Here is a 17740-nt window from a genome sequence, read left to right as displayed (position 1 = left end):
CTGAGCGGCGCATGGAACCATCCGGAACTCCCGAGCCTGCGGAGGCCCTCGGGCGCACTGCACCCCGCACGGCCGCGAACAAGGCGCGGCGCCCGGCGGACCTCGCACGCAGAGCATGCGTGGCCGTTCTCCTGCGGAGGCCGTGGTTCGTTTTCGTGACGAAACGCGAGGCGCGAGCGTGACCGCGTCAGAAGACTTTCTTCCAGAAGGTGTCGTTGTGGTCTTCCGCGAACCCGGCGCGCTTCCAGGCGCCCGAGGCCAGCGTCCGTACGTACCCCTTGTCACCGCGGAAGGCCGGCCAGTTCGTCCTGCCCGAGCAAGCGAAGCCCACCCATGTTTCGGTCATCCTGTCGCGGAACCGCGCCTGTTCGTCCTTCACGTCCTCGAAGAGGGGCAGGTCGAAGAGGTAGGTGAGCTCCGCCATGTGCTGGGCGCGCTGATCGAAGCTGCCTCGCGGGAACCCCCTGAACCAGGGTGTGTCGCGCTCGCTGAACTCGTACATCCGCGTCGGCGTCCACCGCGACAGCATGCGGGCGGTGTCCAGCGTCGGCACCGACCACGCCGCATCGGTGCGGACCGTGGCCAGGGCCTCGCCGGCCGAGGGGAACCGCGTCAGCGGATAGCGCTTCAGCACCGCATCGGCCTTGTCGCCGAACTCGTCGCGGATGGCGGGCTCGTACTCCTCCGGCCGCAGGGCGACGCCGCCCCTGGCCAGCTCCTCGCCGAGGACCCTTCCGCGTTCCTCGTCGTGGTTGACGCCGATGAGTACGGGCACCCGGTTGAAGCGTCCGGTGCGCAGCGCCTCCCCGGGGGCCACCGGCAGCAGCTCCGTGCCGGCGACCGGACGGGGCTCCTTGTCCGTCCCATAGACGTTCAACAGCGTGGCCACGGGGGCCTTCCGCAGGCACGCCGCGATGTCCGTGCTCCTGTCGCAGCCCACCCGTGCGATCACCTCCTTGCCCTCGGCCTCGGCCTCGGCTCGGGTGCGTGAGCCGCCAGTGGCGCACGGCGCGCTCTGCACGACGGCGCGGTCGAACAGGCCGGCCGACCCGGGCGAGGCGAGATGGCCGCACACGCTGTAGCCGCCGCCGGACTGGCCCATGATCGTGACGTTCCCGGCGTCGCCGCCGAAGGCGCCGGCGTTGGCACGGACCCAGCGCAGTGCGGCCTGTTGGTCCTCCAGCCCGAGGCCGCCGGACTCCGCGAGGGCGGGATCGGTCAGGAAGCCCATGACGCCCAGGCGGTAGTTCATCGACACGACGACCGCGCCGATCGCAGCCAGCCGCTTCGGTCCGTACATGTCGCCGGTGCCGTACATCAGGCTGCCGCCGTGGATCCACACGATCACCGGCAGCCTGCCGCCGGCCCCGGCGGGGGTGGTGACGTTGAGGTGAAGGCAGTCCTCGTCCCTGTCGTTGGGGACGCCGATCGGAAGTCCCTTCGGCTGCGGGCAGGGTGACCCCGGGGCGGTCGCCTCGCGCACCCCCGTCCAGGCCACGGCGGGCTTCGGAGAGGCCCAACGCAGCTCACCGACCGGCGGGGCAGCGTACGGAATGCCCTGGAAGCTGCGCACGCGCCCGTCGACGGTGCCGCGCACCGCGCCGCCCGTCGTCGTGACGACGGTGCCGGCCTCCTGACTCTCCGTCCGGGCGGCGGCTGGGGAGGCGAGGCCCGACCCCAGCGCCAGCGCCAGCGTGCCGACGGCCAATCCCTTTAAAACGCTCCTGATGCGTGTCATGGCGAGGACGCTAGACAGATTTGGGCAATCGCGCAATGCGTTTGATTAAGTCATTCGCCTCAGACGCACGCGCTAGGCGGGTGCTACGCTACGGCGCATGGGAAACCGCGAAGCCCTGCTTGTCGGCGCCAAGGCATGCCTGAAGGAAAAGGGGTACGACCGCACCACCGTGCGGGACATCGCAACGGCGGCCGGAGTGAGCATGGCCGCCATCGGCTACCACTACGGCTCCCGGGAAGCGCTGCTCAACCAGGCCCTGTTCGAGACCCTCGACGAATGGGGCGACGCGATGGGCCGGGCGCTCGCCCCCGACACCGACGGCTCCACGAGGCAGCACTTCGAGCGCATGTGGGAGAGCCTGATCGCGGACTTCACGGCGCACCCCGATCTGTGGCTGGCCTCGGTGGAGCTGTTCATGCAGGCCCAGCGGCAGCCGGAACTGCGCCCCGCGCTGACCGAAGGCATCGCCCAGGGGCGGCGCGGCATGGCCGCGATTCTGGACGGCGTTCCCGAGGGTGAGGTCTCCGAGTCCTCCGTACGCACCCACGGCAGCGTCCAGCTCGCCCTGATGTCCGGCCTGATGATCCAGCACCTCGCCGACCCGGCCGGCGCCCCCACGGCAGCCGAGGTACTTGAAGGCCTGCGCACCCTGGCCGGCCTCGCACGCTGAGTCCTGGCCTCCGGTCGGACCTGAAGGCCCTTCAGGAGCGGCGCGCCCGCCCACGCGAATGCCCCCGGACGAGGAGTCCGGGGTCGCCTCTCGATGCGGGTTGCGCTCGTCAGCCGACGACGGCAACCCACCACGGCGGTGTCCGACCCCGCGCGCCGAGCCGGCGCTCGCACCAGCCGGTGATCGCGTCGCGCAGCTCCGCCGTCCCCCACACCGTCGGATAGCCGGGCGAGTCCGCGGCCGCCACCGGGGCCTTCTGGATCAGCGCCGGTACCGGGTCGACCGGAGTGCCGACGGACAGGTCGACGATGCCGTCCGGATGGGCGGCCGGCTCGGCCGGTGCTGCGTCGAAGACGTCCAGGCCGGTGACGAAGCGGACGCGCGGGCCCCAGGGCAACTCCCGTCCGCGTGCGCGTTCTTTCCCCGAAGCCGACACCCGGGACATCACCCGGCGGTACGCGCGGGGCAGATGCGGCGCTCGCCGCGGTGAGCCGGGGGTGCAGGGGGCAGGCCATCAGTACCGTCCCCACACCTGCGCTCCCCCGCAACCGGCCACGCCGTCCGGCACGGTGCGGAGTTACGGGACGACGGCGGCCGGGTCGTCCTCGAGCTCGGCGCCGGTGCGGCGCCGAGTCACTGGAAAGCGGAGGACGGCGGCGCCGGTGACGGACGGGCGTCCGCATCGCGCACCGCGGCCGCGCCGCCGGTGAAGTCGGCGAGTTCCCGGCCGTGTTCGACGCGTCCCGGGTGCGGGTCGGTGGCGACCCTGCGGGTCAGTTCGGCGACCTTGAGCGGCAGCCCGGAGGCGAGCAGCACGGCGTTGCCGAAGCGGCGGCCGCGCAGCACCGCCGGGTCGGCGGCAAGGGCCAGCTCGGGGAAGACGGCGGCGGCGGTGGCGATCTGGCCGCGGAGATGGGCCAGCGGCGGGCCGTCGGTGAGATTGGCCACGTACTGCCCGGTGGGCTTCAGCACCCGGCGTACGTCGGTGAGGAACTCGGTGCTGTTGAGGTGAGCGGGGGTGCGGGATCCGCTGAACGCGTCAGCGATGACGAGGTCCGCCCAGTCGTCCGGGATCTTCCCGAGCCCGGCGCGGGCGTCGGTGGAGCGGACCCGGATCCGGGCCTGCGGGTCCAGGGGCAGCTCCCGGCGGACCAGTTGGACGAGCGCCGCGTCCAGCTCGACGATCTGCTGGGTGGAGCGGGGGCGGGTCGCTGCGATGTAGCGGGCGAGGGTGAAGGCGCCGCCGCCGAGGTGCACGACGTGCAGGGGCTGCTGCGCGGGAGCGACGAGATCCGCGATGTGGCCGATCCGGCGCTGGTAGGGGAAGGAGAGGTGCGAGGGGTCGTCGAGGTCGACATGGGACTGAGGGGCGCCGTCGAGGTTCAGCGTCCAGGCACGAGGGCGCTCCCGGTCGGGTATCAGCTCGGCGAGACCACCGTCGACCGCCTCGGCGAGGGTCTCCGGCCTGCGGTCGGATCGCTTCCGCGCGTTCTCTCCACCGCTGGATGCTCCTCGACGTGCCACTGCTGTTTCCCCTGCTCGCTGCTCATCGCTCCGGTGCCGGACCGGCGCCGGTGGGGAACACACCCCCGGCCATTATGAGCTCAGCAGCAGTTGTCGGCCGCCTCGATCAGCCGGGCCGCCTGGTCGAGGGCGGCCCGCAGCGCGGCAGGATCGGTGACCGGGGCGTCGGCGGCGGGCGGCAGCAGCCAGCCGCTGCCGGCGACCGGCGGCTCGGCGGGAATGCGGAGCCCGCGGCCGCTCGTCTGCGTACAGGCACTGCCCGGTACGTCCCAGGCCTCGGCGGTGCCCGGCGGCACCAGGAAGCCGAGGGTGTCGCAGGTGTCGTCGTGCAGGACCGGGCCGACTGCCTCCTGATCGGCGCCGCGGCGCAGGATGTCGACGGCCTCGAGGCCCTGGCGGGCGGGGACGGTCACCAGCTCGCAGGGCCCGGGGGCCAGGAGTGGCAGGGGCTCCGCCACGGCGGGCTCGGCGGCCGAAGGCCGGGGTGTGCCGGGTTCGGGGGTGGCGGGTTCACGCTCCGCAGCCCCGGAACCGGTCGTCGTCGTAGTCGTCCGTGAGCCGGTCTCCGTGCCGAGATGCAACAAGGGACCTCTCCTCTCATCGCCGGGCGGAGCCAGACTCCGTCTCCACATCAACCAACGCGTCGACTACGTCAAGGGCTACGGTGCCACGCCGCCGCAAAGGATGGCAGTTCATGGCGGATTGCGGGCGAGATATCCGTTTTACGGGCAAACACTGTGTGTGCGGCCCGTCACAGCAGGTACCTTCTTGCTCCGCCGGGACACCGGAAACAGGCCCGGCTTGCACCAGAGAGGGCCCAGCCATGGTGTCGACAGGGGCAGTTCCCAACCTCGCCTTCCGGCGGCTGCGCGGACCGCGCTCCGCCGGGGAGTTCGCTGCCGCGGTGCGCAGATCCGCCCGCGAGATCGGCGAGCAGGTCGCGTGCGACGCCCGGTACATCGGACGCGTGGAGTCCGGCGAGATCCGCTGCCCCAACTACGCGTACGAACGAGTCTTCCTGCACATGTTCCCCGGGGCGACCCTGGCGGACCTGGGCTTCTCGTCGCGCGAGACCGTACGCGGCCGAGGGGCGCGCGCCACCGCCGAGATCCCCGACACCCCACCGCCCCCCACGCTCCACAGCGACACCGACGAGGAGAGCGACGTGCTGCGTCGCGTATTCATGACCAGCGGCACCGCCGCGATGGCGGCCGCATCCCTGGGCTTCGGCCTCGGCACCGCCGCCGCCGCCGTACCGGCACAGCGACCCGCACAGCGACGGGTCGGCGAGGCCGAGGTGACCGCCGTCGAGAAGGCGGTACGGCAGATCAGGCTGCTGGACGACCGGCACGGCGGCGACGGCCTCTACCGGCGGGCCGCGCAGCCGCTGAGGGCGGCGTACGCGCTGCTGGACGAGGGAACGACCACCCGCCGCTCCACGTCCGACCGACTGCATGCCGGGGCGGGTGAGCTGGCCATCTCGGTGGGGTGGCTGGCCCACGACTCGGGGCGCTTCGAGGACGCGCGCTCGCACTACGCGGAGGCGCTGGCGACGGCACGGCTGGCCGGTGACGCGGCGCTGGAGGCGCATGCGTTCTGCAACGCGTCATTCCTGGCGAGGGACACGGGGCGGCCGCGGGAGTCGGTACGGGCGGCGGAGGCCGGGCTGCGGGTGGCGACGCCGCTGGGCTCTCCGCGACTGCTGGCGCTGCTCGCACTGCGGGAGGCGGGGGGCCGGGCGGGGCTCGGCGATCGCAGCGGCTGCGAACGGGCGCTGGGGCGGGCGCACGAGGCCTTCGGACGGGGGACGCGCGATGCCGACCCGGAGTGGATGACGTTCTTCCAGGAGGCGGAGCTGGAGATGCTGGAGGCGCAGTGCTGGTCGGCGCTGGGTGACTGGCGGCGGGCGACGCGTCATGCACGACGGGCCACACAGCTGCAGGACCCGCACTTCACCCGGAACCTGGCGCTGTACCGGGCCGAGCTGACGACGGACCTGGCGCATGCCGGGGCCGTGGCGGAAGCGGCCGCGACGGGGCACCAGGTGCTGGACCTGCTCGACCAGGTGCAGTCGTCCCGGATCCGGGCGATGCTGTCGGGGGCGGTGCGGGTGCTACAGGCACAACACGGGTCACCGGAGGTGGCGGGGCTTCTGGAGCGGTGCACAGAGATGGGGGTGTAACGGCCTGGTGCACGATAGAGAGTGGATCAGCGAGCGGCGTCATGCGGCTTCGAATCCAAGGCGGAGGAGGGAGGCGACGCGAAGGGGGCCCCTCCCATGCCTTCAAGGCCATGGGGGAGTCGTCGACTGCCGACAACGCCGGAGGCGGAGTCGCATGACGCCGGGAGCCCGCTCGCTATCGTGCACCAGGCCGTAAGGGAACCCGGCGAGGCGGGGGCGTCCCCTACCGATCCGACGGCCGGGTCCGCACACACCGAGCAGCCCGTGTCCCCGGCGCCGCCCCCCGCGAAGCGCCCACCGCGCCTCTGCGCAACGGCGGGACCTACCGGTCCAGGTGACCCGTGTCGTTCCAGCGCTCCAGTGCCGGGGCCCCGTACGCCCACCCCAGGACCGACAGCGACGTCGGGTCCAGCCGGATGCGGGACGCGAACGACACATCCTCGCCCAGCCACCGCGCCCCCAGCGCCCGCAGGATGTGACCGTGCGCGAAGACCAGCACGTCGCGGTCGGCCGAGCGCGCCCAGGCCACGATCTCGTCCGCGCGGGCGGACAGTTCGGAGAGGGTCTCGCCCTCCGGCACCCCGTCGCGCCAGATGAACCAGCCCGGCCGGATCGCCTGGATCTCGGCCGGGGTCATGCCCTCGTACGCCCCGTAGTCCCACTCCATGAGCGCGTCCCACAGCTGCGCCCGGCCCGCGAAGCCGGCTATCTCGCAGGTCTCCCTGGCGCGGACGAGCGGGCTGGTCCGGACCTCGAGGCCCGGCAGGTCCGCCCACGGTTTCCGGTGCAGCCGCTCGCCCAGCAGCTTGGCGCCCTCGCGGCCCGCGTCGAGCAGCGGGATGTCCGTCCTGCCGGTGTGATTGCCCCTGACCGACCATTCCGTCTGGCCGTGCCGGGCGAGCAGGATACGCGGTGCCATGACGGCTCCCCCTGAGATGTGGATCAAAGAAAACGGCAACAGGGACGGGTCGTCCGCCTTTGTTCATCATCGCTCACGTATTCGGGAGGCAACCTCTGGGGCCGCGCAGGCGTCCCTTCCCCCGCGGAGAAGGCTCCGCGCGCACGGGGCATCCACAAGGGACCCCGGGGGGATTCGCCACCGACCTGCGCCGTACGGTTGAACGTCCACCGTCGGGCGCATGAACTCATGATGGAGAGCATCCGGATGTCGCTTGCCACCGCCGCGCCCGCGTCGCGGCACCGGCCTCGATGGTGGGCCGAGCTGCCACTGATCGCGATCGTGTACGCGATCTACTTGGCGGGCCGGCTGCTGGTCCGAAGCGATGTGTCGACCGCCGTCGACCACGGGCTGCGCATACTTCATCTGGAGAAGATGCTCTTCCTCAACGCCGAGCACCCGCTCAACCGCTTGATGACGGCCCATCCGGTGATAGGCATACCCTCCGACTTCGTCTACGCCTCACTGCATTACGTGGTCACCCCGGCCGTCCTGGTCTGGATCTACCAGCGGCACGCGGCCGCGTACCGCGCCGCCCGCACCTGGCTGATGACCTCCACGCTGCTCGGTCTGATCGGTTTCGCGCTGATGCCGACCTGCCCGCCGCGGCTGCTCGACGCCACACACGGCTTCGTCGACACCATGGCCCAGTACAGCTCGTACGGCTGGTGGGGCGCCGAGGCGAGTGCGCCGCGCGGGATGGGCTGGATGACCAACCAGTACGCGGCGATGCCGAGCCTGCACGTCGGCTGGGCGCTGTGGTGCGGAATCCTGCTGTGGCGCCACGGCAGGCACCCGCTGCTCCGGGCCGCGGGTGTCGTGTACCCGCTCCTCACCACGTTCGTCGTGATGGGCACGGCCAACCACTACTTCCTCGACGCGGTCGCGGGCGCCGCGGTGATGGGCGTCGGGGCGCTGCTCACCAGGCCGGTGATGCGGCTCGCCGACCGGATCAGGGCAGCGGCAGGGGTCCGCACCGCTGCGGCCGTCCCGGTCACGAAGTCCCCTGTTGTCAGTGCCGGATGCAAGACTTCCGCGGGTGAGCGAATCCCCGTCCAGCGGACCTCCTCCGCAGACTCCATCGATGTCGCGGCATCGGCCGACGCAGCAGGCGACGACACTCCGGCAGCGGCTCGCTGAACTGCGCGGTCCCGCCGTCGCACCGCATCCGCTCGATGCCCGCGCGCTGGCCGCCCTCGCCGCCAACCCCGGCTGCAAGCGGCGCGCCCTGCTGGACGGCGCCGGGGTGGACAAGGCCGCGCTGGCGGCCGCGCTCGGCTCTCCCGCCGCGTTCGGTCAGTCGCAGTTCGCTTTCATGCGGGGCAACGCGTTCGAGGCGAGAGTCAAGGCCGACGGCGGCACGGAGCTGATGCGCCTGCTGTACGAGCGGCTCGGCGGGGGCGGCGAGTCACCGCGCGAGGTCCGGGTGCCGGATCTGGCGGCGGCGGGTCCCGAGGGCCGTGCGGCGCGGACGGCCCTGGCGCTGCGGGAGGCGACCGAGGCGGGCTGCTGGGCTCTGCTCGATCACCCGATGCTGGCCCTGGAGGTGGCGGGCTCGCCCGCCTATCTGGAGCCGGACGCGGTGGTGGTGCACCCCGACGGCCGGTGGACGGTCGTGGAGATCAAGTCGTTTCCCGTGATCGACAGTTCGGCGGACGCGGCGAAGGTCGGCGCGGCGGCCCGGCAGTCCGCGGTGTATGTGCTGGCGCTGGAGCGCGTCGCGGCGGTCACGGCGGGGGCGGAGGTCGGCCACCGGGTGCTGCTGGTCTGCCCGAAGGACTTCTCCAACCTGCCGACGGCGTCGGTCGTCGACGTGCGCAAGCAGCGCGCGGTCACCCGCCGCCAGCTGACCCGGCTGACCCGGGTCGAGGACATCGCGGCCGCCCTGCCCGAAGGCGCCACCTTCGACCCGGAGTGCTCCGCGCAGGAGCTGACGGCCGCGGTCGACGCGGTCACGGCGGCGTACGCACCGGAGTGCCTGGCCGCGTGCGAACTGGCCTTCCACTGCCGGGCGAAGGCGCGTGCGGCCGGCGCGGTGGAGGCGCTGGGGCGGAGCGTACGGGGTGAGCTCGGCGGTCTGACGACGGTGGGCGCGGTACTGGCCGCGGCGGCAGGCAAGGAAGGCGATCCGGCCGACCCCACGGTCGCCGCCCTGCGCCGCGCCGCGGCCCTGCGCGCGGAGGCGCTGGAGCACCGGGGCGCGCCCCTGGAAGGAAGCCCGGCATGTCGCTGATCAGCACCCTGGCACGGCTGGAGGCCGTGGAGAGCGGGCGGGCGCAGCCGATGGCCACTGTCCGGCACCGTCATCTCACCGGTGCGCCGCTCGTTCTCGTACCGCTGACCACCGCCGGTGAGGCGGGCGCGCCGCTCGGCGCCCTCGTCGGAACAGACCGGGACGCGCCCCGGCTGCTCACCGTGGCCCAGCCGCGCGACCGCGATCTGCGGTTCGCTTTCCTCGCCGAGCTGGCCGAGGTGGTCCTGCCGCACATCGAGACGTACACGGACGTGGTGGAGCCCGCCGAGCGGGGCGAGACCGATCCCGAGACCGGAAAGAAGGTCAAGGTCGAGGTCGAGTTGTGCACGGACGCGCCGCAGTTGATCGTGCCGAGCCGGGCGGGTCTCGACTTCGTACGGCTGCTGGGCCGGTCCATGCGGTTCCGGCGCACCGCCGAGGACGACCCGGACACCCCGTACCCGGCGCCCGCCAGGGTCCCGCTGCTGGGCCGCTGGCTCACGCATTACGGGGAGCGGGCCCGGGTGCCGGGTTCCTCGCTGCTCCTGGCCATGACTGATCTGCTGAACCGGCACTGGGCGACCGGGCAGTCCACGCTGGAGGACCAGCATCTGGGGGCGCTGCTCGCCTGGATCGACCCTGCGGCGGGCGAGTCCGGTGCCCAGGCCGCGCTCCGGGCCGAGCTGCAGCGGGACGCCGGTGGCCAGCTGCTCTGCCCGCCCGCCGGTCCGGCGACGGACCCGGCGTTCGACAACCGGCTGCTCGCGCCCGCGATCGAGAGGTACGACCGGGCGCGCACGTCGCTCGCGGCGGCCGAGGACGGTCTCGCGGCCGACGCCCGGCTCGCCGCACTGACCGCCGCCGAGCGGGAGATCAGGTCGCTGCTGGCCGGGGTGGCGCGGCCGACCTGGGACGCGGTGTGGCGGGGGCTCGACCTCATGCGGGAGCTGCCGGCCGGGTCCAGGACCGAGGACCGGTGGACCCGGGACCGGTGGTCGTTCACCGGCCACCGGGACCGGGTGCGGGCCGGGGAGCCGCCGCAGCCGCGCCGGGACGACGCGGTGACGGCGGCGGCAAAGCTGGCCTCGCGGGAGACGGCGCAGGCGCAGTTGGAGGCGCAGGAGGCCCTGGACGACCCGCTGGTGCTCGCCGGGCGCCGGCTGGCCGGTGAGGCGTTCGTCGGGGAGGTGGCCGAGGTGGTGATGGCGTACAGCGAGTCGAAGCGGCCCTCGCCGCGTCCGCTGGTCACGGTCCGGACGGGCGAGCGCCCTCATCTCGGTGAGCGCACGAAGGTGTACCGCACGCTGGACGGCAAGCCGCAGACCGCCGAGTTCGTGGCGTACGCCTCCGAGGATCTCCCGGACGCGGAGGAGCGGCTGCTGGTGCTGCGGATCACCGACCGGATGGGCCGGAGCAAGGAGCCGGCCCCGGGGTCGCTGCCGGAGCCGGGCGACCGGATCGTCTGGACCCTGTTCGAGCACGACCAGCGCGGCGGCCCGAGGCTGCCGGACCCGGAGGAGACGCCGTGGACGCACGGCGGCCCGCCGGGCGCCGCCGGACATTTCGAGAACCCCGACCCCATGACTCCGGAGGACCTGTTGTGACGGCCGTATTCGATCCGGGCGCCGAAGCGGGGCGGGCCACCGCCCAGATCCTGGACGACACGCTGAACGGCACGGCCCGCGGCATCGTGGTGGACTCCCCGCCGGGTGCGGGAAAGTCGACGCTGGTGGTGCGCGCCGCGCTCGAACTCGCTTCGGCAGGGCGCCCGTTGATGGTGGTCGCGCAGACCAACGCCCAGGTCGACGACCTGGTGGTGCGGCTGGCCGAGAAGGACCCGGGGCTGCCGGTCGGGCGCTTGCACAGCAACGACGCGGACCCGTACGACAAGGTGCTGGACGGCCTGGCCAACGTGCGGAAGTCGGCGAAGGCCGGAGATCTGGCCGGACTGGATGTCGTCATCTCGACGGCCGCCAAGTGGGCTCATGTGAAGAACGTCGAGCCGTGGGGGCACGCGATCGTCGACGAGGCGTACCAGATGCGCTCGGACGCGCTGCTGGCTGTCGCGGGGCTCTTCGAAAGGGCGCTGTTCGTCGGCGATCCGGGCCAGCTGGACCCGTTCTCCATCGTCGGCGCGGACCAGTGGGCGGGGCTGTCGTACGACCCGTCGGCGAGCGCGGTCTCGACGCTGCTGGCGCACAACCCGGAGCTGCCGCAGCGCCGGCTGCCGGTGTCGTGGCGGCTGCCCGCGTCGGCCGCGCGGCTGGTCTCGGACGCGTTCTACCCGTACACCCCGTTCCGCAGCGGTACGGATCACGGCGACCGGCGGCTGGCGTTCGGTGTCCCGTCGGACGGCTCCGCCCCGGACCGGGTGCTGGACGAGGCTGCGGAGTCCGGCTGGGGCCTGCTCGAACTCCCGGCCCGGCACACCCCGCGCACGGACCCGGAGGCGGTGCGGGCGGTGGCCCTGGTGGTCCGCCGGCTGCTGGACCGGGGCGGCGCGGCGACGAGCGAACGCTCACCCGACCCGGCCCCGGTGACGGCGGACCGGGTCGCGGTCGGCACGGCCCACCGGGACCAGGCGGCGGCGGTACGGGCGGCGCTCGCCGAGCTCGGTGTGACGGGTGTGGCGGTGGACACGGCGAACCGGCTCCAGGGCCGCGAGTTCGATGTGACGGTGGTCCTGCACCCGCTGTCCGGGCGCCCGGACGCCACAGCGTTCCATCTGGAGACGGGCCGGCTGTGCGTCCTGGCGTCGCGCCACCGTCACGCCTGCATCGTGGTCTGCCGTGCCGGCGTCGCGGACCTGCTGGACGAGCACCCGTCGACGGAACCGGTCCAGCTCGGCGTCACGGTCAAGTTTCCTGACGGGTGGGAGGCGAGCCATGCGGTCCTGGCCCACCTCGCGGAACACCGCGTCCCGTGGCGCCCGTAACGGCCTCCCCCGCGACAAGGAGTGGATCGGCGAGCGGCGTCGTGCGGCTTCGATAGCAAGGCGGAGGACGGAGTCGACGCGGAGCGTCGGTGACCGACGACAACGCCGCCGGCGGCGGCGTAGGGCGCAGGGAGCCCGCTCCCTACCGCAGGGGAGGCCGTAACACTGCCGGATCACGGGCGATGGGCCGTCGGGGGTGTGCGCCATGCCGGGCGGTAACCCGGTGCGCCCCGCGCACCGCCCCCGAAGCCCACTTGCGGGCGGTTGGACAATGGAGGGTGGCCGTCGGGCCCACCGAAGGAGGAACACCACATGGCACAACCCGAGCGGAAGGAGCAGCAGCGGCTGCGCCCCGCGCCCCTGCTCTTCGAGCCGACGGCGGCGGTCGCCGACCCCGAGCATTTCTTCGACCTGGAGTCGATGGACGACCCGGAGGAGCTGCTGGCCCGCGCCACCGAGCTGACGCTGGCCTTCCGCGCCGCGACCGACCGGGCGGTCGAGTACCAGGCGATCGCCGCCGCGCAGCTGGCCGATCCGAGCCGGTTCGACCGGCTCACCACGGCGGACATCGCACAGCGCGCCGAGTGGACCGAGGACTACGCGAAGAAGATGGTCGAGTTCGGCTGGAGTCTGCTGGGCGGCGCGCGGCCGTGACGCCGGAGCGTCCGACCCCCAGCAGCCTCCGGGTCCGGGTCCGGGTCCGTATCCGGCGACGGGGACTCCGGGTCCGACACCGGCTCTCGCTCCGGATCTGACTCCGGGCACAGCCGGTGGCATATGCCCGCGCGCAAGATACTCCTCCCCACCTCACCCTGTCCGGGTTTCCGGCAATTCCTGTCATCCACAGTGTCACCACCGGTAGACCGGTAGTCATGAGCGCATGGCTGCCAGACGAGACCACCCTGCATCCCGGCATCGGAACCTGCGCCGGCGCCCGCCACGGTGCCGATGTCTTCACGGTCCTGCGGGACCGAGCCGGTGACCAGACCGCTCAGGTCACCGCGGCCGGAGCGGCCTGGCTGGCCGGTGCCGCCGCGTATCCGCGCTCCATGCTCGCCCAGTGGCGGGCCCACCCCGGCTCCCCTGGCGTGCTGCCGTGCGGATCGGCGTTCGACGTGGTCAATGTGCCGACGCTCTTCGGGCGGCGGATGCTGGAGCACCTGTGGGCCGACGGCCCGGGTTCCGGCCCGGTCGCCACGCACCGCGGGCGGATGCTGCTGTTCGCCGCCCCCGGCACCGCCCAGCGGCTGCCGTCGCTGCTCGAGTGGGAGGAGTGGGGCACCAGCCACGAGCAGGCGGCGGAACACGGCCCCGAGGCGCCCTGGGAGAGGGAGGACCGCGAGGGCAGGGTCCCGCCGCTGCTCTGCCACGGCACCGGTGACGCGGTGACCGTCCCGCCCCTGGCCTGCGCCTCCTCCTCGTCAGGGCCTCGCTGGGTGGTCGCCCCCGACACCCGTACCCCTTGGCTGCCGGGCCCCGACGTACTGCTCTGGGCTTGTGTGCGCGTGGCCCGTTCCGCGCCCGCCGGGTCGGCTCGGATTTCGATTTTTCCTCCCGCCGATCAGGGTGCTAATGTCTACGACGTCAGCAGGCGCCGCTAGCTCAGTTGGTTAGAGCAGCTGACTCTTAATCAGCGGGTCCGGGGTTCGAGTCCCTGGCGGCGCACAGACGGAAGAAGCCCCTCGCGAAAGCGAGGGGCTTCTTTGTTTACGTCACGGCAGCGTTACGTGCCCGTGGCGATACGCACTGTCCACGCACCCGACGGCGTCCGGTCCGCGACCTCGATCCGGGTGTGCTCGTCGGGGACGGAGTACGTCTCGCCGACCCGCAGGGGGGCGTCCGCGAGCGGCGGGTAGACCGACCGGTCCCAGCAGGCATCGGTATGGGGGTGGGTGTCGATGACCTGGATCGGCCCGCCGCCGGACGGTGTCTCGTTGCGGACCCGGTAGATCAGCACCCCCTCGCTGCACGTCTCCCGGTCGTTGCCGGTGGCACTGCGGGCCTCCAGCGCCACGGCACTGTCCTCACCGGTCCTGATCACCGCGAGCCGCGTACCGATCGAGGCGCCGGGCGCCGGCACGGCGGCCATCGGCTCCAGGGTGATGTCCTGGTTGTGCTGGATACACGCCACTTGCCTGCGGTCCAGCCAGCCCAGCTTCCACTTGTGCCAGCCGAACAGGTCCGGCGCGAGACCGAACTGGCTGCCCATCACGTCCCAGTCGCCGACGTACGTGTCCCAGTCGCCCTTGCCGTCCGGCGGCCGGTGATAGAGGTCCGGCAGGTCGAAGACGTGCCCGGTCTCGTGGGCCAGTACGTTCCGGTCCGGCGGATGCTGCTCGAAGACGGTGACGACGCGCCTGATGTCCGTGCCGTCGGCATGCAGCGGCTGGTCGAAGTTGACGACCTTGGTGGCGTCGGAGTCGACGCCGGGCGCGTCCGGGTCGGCGACCAGATAGACGATGTCGTACTTCGAGAAGTCGACCTGGTCGTCGGCCGCGGCGATCGCGTCGCGCAGATAGGAACTGCGCTGCTTGTCGCCCCAGTCGCGCTTCATGCCGTACGACGTGGAGTTGTGGGGCATCTGGACCCACTGGTGCTGCGGGTGCGGGCGCAGGGTGAACTTCCCGTACGAGGCGCGCCGGAAGAACTGCGTGGTGGCGGGGAAGTAGTCGGCGGCGAGCTCGTCCGGGGTGGTGACGGGGCGGGCGTCGGGGAACGACAGAAAGATCATGACCGCGTCGAGGGTGTGGTCGGGGCGCGGGTATGCGCCGTCCCACTCGTCCAGGCCGAGCGAGTGGTGCGCCCCCGTCCTGGGCAGGGCGCAGGGGCCGGCTTCACCTGTGGCCGCCACGGCCGGACCCGCGACGAGGGAGGTGGAGGCGAGTGCCAGGAGAGAGATCAGACCGGCCACCACACCACGCGGACTCGGTTTCTCCCATCCCCCGAGCCTGCGCTGAGGCGGCACATCGACCTCCGGGTGCGGGATGCGGATACACGCAATCCACCCTGTGCCGGTTCATGGGCATTCGCCCTGTTGTGCTGCCCCACTCGGGTCAGCGGTCCGCCCCTCAGAGCCCTTTCACAGACAGTCACAAATGATCACTGAGGCAAAGCGAAGCAGACTCAAGATCGACGTGAGGGAACAGAGCCGCGCAGAAATAATCAGTCATGGGCAAACCGGAAAGACGCGCGAATGACCCGTGTGAGGTGTTCCCCGGGGTCACAACGGACGGGAAGCTGGAACGGGTCAGACAACAGCATCTATGCTTCACCACGCTTTCCTGCGTGGTTCCCGCCTCAGACAACGGCGCTCCGCGCGGCGGGCCAGTCCGACCACAACTGTTCAGGACAGAACTGCACGGCGGGAGCGAGCGGTGAGCGGAACCTCCGAAGGGCCGAGGCCCGCGGCAGGCACAGCGCCCCCTACCGTGCGACCATCTGTCACGGAGCGTCACATGAAATCGGTCGGTCCGGGAGCCGTCGACTCCCGTCCGGCCGATTACCGCGCCGCCTTCCTGGGCGCCATGCTGCCGATGGCCGTCGTCGACCACGAAGGCCTGGTCCTGTGTGCCAACGACGCTCTCGGCGGGCTGCTCGGCGCCGACTCCGCGGCGCTGACCGCCCAGTCCGCGTCCGATCTGCTCGACCTCTCCGCCGACGTCCGGACCTGGCATGCGTACCGCGAGGTGCTGCGCGGCCGGCGATCCCGGTTCCGCTGCACCCGCAAGCTCAAACACCCCGACGGACGCTCGATGTGGGCCGAGATCACCGTCGTGCCGATGCCGGAGACCGGGGCAACAGGTGCGAAGACGGGCGCCGGGACAGAGTCGGAGGCCAGGGCGGAACCGGAGGCCGGGACGGGCGCGGAGACCGGAACCGGGATCACTCCGGGCGCCTCCCCCGTGCTGCTCTCCGTCGCCGACATCAGCGACCGCCACGAGCTGCAGAAGCGGCTGCGCCACCTCCGAACGCATGACCCGGTGACCCGGCTGCCCAACCGGACATTGTTCTTCGAGCGGCTCTCCGCCGCGCTGGAGACTCCGCCCTTCCAGGACGACAGCCTCCCGCGGCACGGCCGGATCGGGCTCTGCTACCTCGACCTGGACGGCTTCAAGGCCGTCAACGACACGATGGGGCACCGGATCGGCGACCGGCTGCTCGCCGCCGTCGCCGCCCGGCTCACCGACTGCGCCGAACGGGAGAGCCTGCACCGCACCGGCGGCACACTCGTGGCGCGCCTCGGCGGCGACGAGTTCGCGATCCTGGTCGAGGAGTCCGCCGGGACGCAGCAACTCACCGATCTCGCCCGCGTGGTGCTCGCCGCCCTCCAGAAGCCGTTCGACCTGGCCGGGACACAGCTGGCCGTGTCGGCGTCGATCGGGGTGGTGGAGCGGAGCGTCGCCGGGACCTCGGCCACCGGTCTGATGCAGGCCGCCGACACCACGCTGTACTGGGCGAAGGCGGACGGCAAGGCACGCTGGACCCTCTTCGACCCCGAGCGCAACGCGCACCGGATGACGCGGCAGGCGCTCTCCTCCACGCTCCGGCCGGCCGTCGAGCGCGGCGAGTTCACCATCGAGTACCAGCCGCTTGTCGGGATGGCCGACGGAGTCGTACGAGGGGTGGAGGCCCTGGTCCGCTGGAACCACCCGCAGTTCGGCATGCTCTCACCGAACCGGTTCGTCGCGATCGCCGAGGAGGACGGCTCGATCGTCCAGCTCGGCCGCTGGGTGCTCCGGTCGGCCTGCCGTCAGGCCCGGCGCTGGCAGCTGGACCATCCGGCCCGGCCGCCGCTCTTCATCAGCGTCAATGTCGCCGTCCGGCAGGTCTGGGACTCCGACCTGGTCACCGATGTCGCCGAGATCCTCGCCGAGACCGGCCTGGCCCCGGGACTGCTGCAGCTGGAACTGACCGAGTCAGCGGTGATGGGCCCGGCGGGCCGCCCGCTGGAGGCGCTCCAGGCGCTCAGCGACATGGGCGTCCGGATCGCCATCGACGACTTCGGGACCGGCTACTCGAACCTCGCCTATCTGAGCCGGCTGCCGGTCTCCGTACTGAAACTGGACGGCTCGTTCGTACGCGGCTTCCGGTACGAGGACGGGGCGCAGCCCAGCCCGGCCGACGAGACGATCGTCGAGGCGATGGTGCAGCTGGCGCACCGGCTGGGGCTGACCGTCACCGCGGAGTGTGTGGAGACCGTGAGCCAGGCGGAACGGCTCCGGCGGATAGGCTGCGACACGGGGCAGGGCTGGCTCTACTCCCGGGCGGTGGCCCCGGAGCGCATCGCGGAACTCATCGGGACGAGCCCCCTGGGGCTCTGAGAGCCTGTCGGGTGACCTTCGCGTGGCCGCCCGATCCCGCTCCGGCTGGCCGACGCGTGCCAGTGGTCGGACGACGGCTCCTCCGCTAGCCCCATCCTCCGCACATGACCGGTTCGGATGAACTGACGATGCGACCGGTACCTCTGTGGGGTGCCGGTCGTTGAGTGGGACATGCCGAT

General features: G+C 72.2%; 14 protein-coding genes, 1 tRNA gene and 1 pseudogene. 10 read left to right on the top strand and 6 right to left on the bottom strand.

Translation table 11 applies throughout. The annotated features are described in order from the left end of the window. Positions 1-187: 187 nt before the first annotated feature. Positions 188-1738, bottom strand: a complete 1551-nt coding sequence (locus tag ACIBB8_RS15595) for a carboxylesterase/lipase family protein (RefSeq protein ID WP_398952294.1) — start codon at positions 1736-1738, stop codon at positions 188-190. A gap of 97 nt (positions 1739-1835) precedes the next feature. On the opposite strand from ACIBB8_RS15595, the gene ACIBB8_RS15590 reads away from it, so the two are divergent. Further along, positions 1836-2408 carry a TetR/AcrR family transcriptional regulator gene (locus ACIBB8_RS15590; RefSeq protein ID WP_398952292.1) on the top strand — a complete coding sequence of 191 codons (573 nt, stop codon included), beginning with the start codon at positions 1836-1838 and terminating at the stop codon, positions 2406-2408. Positions 2409-2520: 112 nt separating this feature from the next. Here ACIBB8_RS15590 and ACIBB8_RS15585 read toward each other — a convergent pair. The 3 genes and pseudogenes from ACIBB8_RS15585 to ACIBB8_RS15575 all read right to left on the bottom strand — a co-directional run. Next, positions 2521-2853 (bottom strand): annotated as a pseudogene (locus ACIBB8_RS15585) (hypothetical protein); the annotation flags it as partial. 188 nt (positions 2854-3041) lie between these two features. Continuing rightward, positions 3042-3932, bottom strand: coding sequence for a spermidine synthase (locus tag ACIBB8_RS15580; protein WP_398952290.1), 891 nt, complete (start codon positions 3930-3932; stop codon positions 3042-3044). Positions 3933-4012: 80 nt separating this feature from the next. Then, entirely contained in the window at positions 4013-4513 is a 501-nt protein-coding gene (locus ACIBB8_RS15575; protein ID WP_398952544.1) for a hypothetical protein, read from the bottom strand. A gap of 242 nt (positions 4514-4755) precedes the next feature. Here ACIBB8_RS15575 and ACIBB8_RS15570 point away from each other — a divergent pair, with 242 nt between their 5' ends. Continuing rightward, positions 4756-6114: a tetratricopeptide repeat protein gene (locus tag ACIBB8_RS15570; protein ID WP_398952288.1), complete on the top strand. Its 1359-nt coding sequence runs from the start codon at positions 4756-4758 to the stop codon at positions 6112-6114. Between the two features lie 322 nt (positions 6115-6436). Here the strand turns inward: ACIBB8_RS15570 and ACIBB8_RS15565 are convergent, their stop codons facing one another. Continuing rightward, positions 6437-7033, bottom strand: coding sequence for a histidine phosphatase family protein (locus ACIBB8_RS15565; protein ID WP_398952286.1), 597 nt, complete (start codon positions 7031-7033; stop codon positions 6437-6439). Positions 7034-7279: 246 nt separating this feature from the next. On the opposite strand from ACIBB8_RS15565, the gene ACIBB8_RS15560 reads away from it, so the two are divergent. The 7 genes from ACIBB8_RS15560 (at position 7280) to ACIBB8_RS15530 (ending at position 13905) form a co-directional block, all read left to right on the top strand. Beyond that, positions 7280-8212 (top strand): phosphatase PAP2 family protein, encoded by a 933-nt coding sequence (locus tag ACIBB8_RS15560; RefSeq protein ID WP_398952542.1) that lies wholly within the window; start codon positions 7280-7282, stop codon positions 8210-8212. Continuing rightward, positions 8112-9305, top strand: a complete 1194-nt coding sequence (locus tag ACIBB8_RS15555; RefSeq protein WP_398952284.1) for a hypothetical protein — start codon at positions 8112-8114, stop codon at positions 9303-9305. Before ACIBB8_RS15560 ends, ACIBB8_RS15555 begins: the two co-directional genes overlap by 101 nt. After that, on the top strand, positions 9296-10909 hold the full coding sequence (locus ACIBB8_RS15550) for a hypothetical protein (RefSeq protein WP_398952282.1): 1614 nt from the start codon (positions 9296-9298) through the stop codon (positions 10907-10909). Before ACIBB8_RS15555 ends, ACIBB8_RS15550 begins: the two co-directional genes overlap by 10 nt. Next, the gene (locus ACIBB8_RS15545) at positions 10906-12240 is read left to right on the top strand and encodes an AAA domain-containing protein (protein WP_398952280.1); all 1335 of its coding nucleotides are present in this window, start codon (positions 10906-10908) and stop codon (positions 12238-12240) included. Before ACIBB8_RS15550 ends, ACIBB8_RS15545 begins: the two co-directional genes overlap by 4 nt. Positions 12241-12552: 312 nt before the next feature. Further along, entirely contained in the window at positions 12553-12894 is a 342-nt protein-coding gene (locus ACIBB8_RS15540) for a hypothetical protein (protein WP_358862460.1), read from the top strand. 218 nt (positions 12895-13112) lie between these two features. Continuing rightward, positions 13113-13841 (top strand): bifunctional DNA primase/polymerase, encoded by a 729-nt coding sequence (locus ACIBB8_RS15535; RefSeq protein WP_398952277.1) that lies wholly within the window; start codon positions 13113-13115, stop codon positions 13839-13841. After that, positions 13832-13905 (top strand) — tRNA-Lys (locus ACIBB8_RS15530). Before ACIBB8_RS15535 ends, ACIBB8_RS15530 begins: the two co-directional genes overlap by 10 nt. 58 nt (positions 13906-13963) lie before the next feature. Here the strand turns inward: ACIBB8_RS15530 and ACIBB8_RS15525 are convergent. Further along, a complete protein-coding gene (locus tag ACIBB8_RS15525; RefSeq protein ID WP_398952275.1) occupies positions 13964-15205 on the bottom strand; it encodes a M6 family metalloprotease domain-containing protein in 1242 nt (413 codons plus the stop codon). A gap of 490 nt (positions 15206-15695) precedes the next feature. Between ACIBB8_RS15525 and ACIBB8_RS15520 the strand changes: the two genes are divergently transcribed. Beyond that, on the top strand, positions 15696-17561 hold the full coding sequence (locus ACIBB8_RS15520; protein ID WP_398952273.1) for a putative bifunctional diguanylate cyclase/phosphodiesterase: 1866 nt from the start codon (positions 15696-15698) through the stop codon (positions 17559-17561). Positions 17562-17740: the final 179 nt, after the last annotated feature.

The sequence above is a fragment of the Streptomyces sp. NPDC051286 genome (assembly GCF_044455345.1).
Lineage (GTDB): Bacteria > Actinomycetota > Actinomycetes > Streptomycetales > Streptomycetaceae > Streptomyces.
The sequence above is the reverse complement of the archived record's forward strand: the minus strand, read 5'-3'. Positions and strand labels throughout refer to the sequence as shown.